Annotated in this window: 1 protein-coding gene; it reads right to left on the bottom strand. The window is 68.1% G+C overall.

Going from position 1 to position 936, the window contains the following annotated elements; genetic code table 11:
* Window positions 1-890: phosphopantetheine-binding protein (locus tag NP777_RS46935; RefSeq protein ID WP_308405429.1), on the bottom strand; the 890-nt coding region annotated here is incomplete at its 3' end.
* Between the last annotated feature and the right edge of the window lie 46 nt (window positions 891-936).

The raw sequence follows: 936 nt of genomic DNA, 5'->3' as shown, positions 1-936 counted from the left end.
ACCATCACCACGGTCGACTGGAACACCCCACGTATGCGCTCCGCACCGGCCCGGCCCAGCAGCTCATGCATCACCGGGGTCAACGGCACCTCACCGGTGCCCGAATCGCCACTCCCCTCCAGGCCATCGGCAGTGGCCACATCACGGACCACCACGGCCAGGTCCGCTGGGGTCCGTCGCTCGAACACCTGCCGGGCGCTCACCACCAGACCGGCCTTACGCGCCCTCGACACCAACAGCATCGACATGATCGAGTCACCGCCGAGCTCGAAGAACGACGCGTCGGCACTGACCTCATCGAGACCGAGCACCTCGGCGAACAACCCACAGAGGATCTCTTCAGCAGGCGTCTCGGCGGCCCGGCCCGACGTCGTCTCGGCGGTGTCGGGGGCCGGGAGCGCGGCACGGTCCAGCTTGCCGTTGACGGTGAGCGGGAGTGCGTCCAGCACCATGACGGTCGGGACCATGTACTCCGGCAACCGGTCCGCCGCGAACTCCCGTACGGCCGCTACGTCCAGTCCCCCGCTGGGGACAACGTAGGCGACCAGTCGCTTGTCCCCCGGCCCGTCCTCGCGGACCACCACCGCGACCTGCCCCACACCCTCACAGGCGGCCACCACCGCCTCGATCTCGCCCGGCTCGACCCGGAAACCACGCACCTTGACCTGCTCATCGACCCGGCCCGCGAAGACCAGATCACCCTCAGCGGTCCACTTCGCCAGATCGCCACTGCGATACATCCGACCACCCGGAACGGCGAACGGACAGGCGACGAAACGCTCAGCGGACAACCCCGGCCGACCGATATAGCCCCGGGCCAAACCAGCACCGGCGATATAGACCTCTCCCGTGACGCCTACGGGGACCGGCTTCAGGAAGGTGTCCAGCACGAACACCTTGCTGTTGGGCAGAGGGCGGCCTATCGGTGGTGCCGTA

Source organism: Streptomyces rugosispiralis, from assembly GCF_024505145.1.
In the GTDB taxonomy this organism is placed as follows: Bacteria; Actinomycetota; Actinomycetes; order Streptomycetales; family Streptomycetaceae; genus Streptomyces; species Streptomyces rugosispiralis.
The sequence above is the reverse complement of the archived record's forward strand: the minus strand, read 5'-3'. Positions and strand labels throughout refer to the sequence as shown.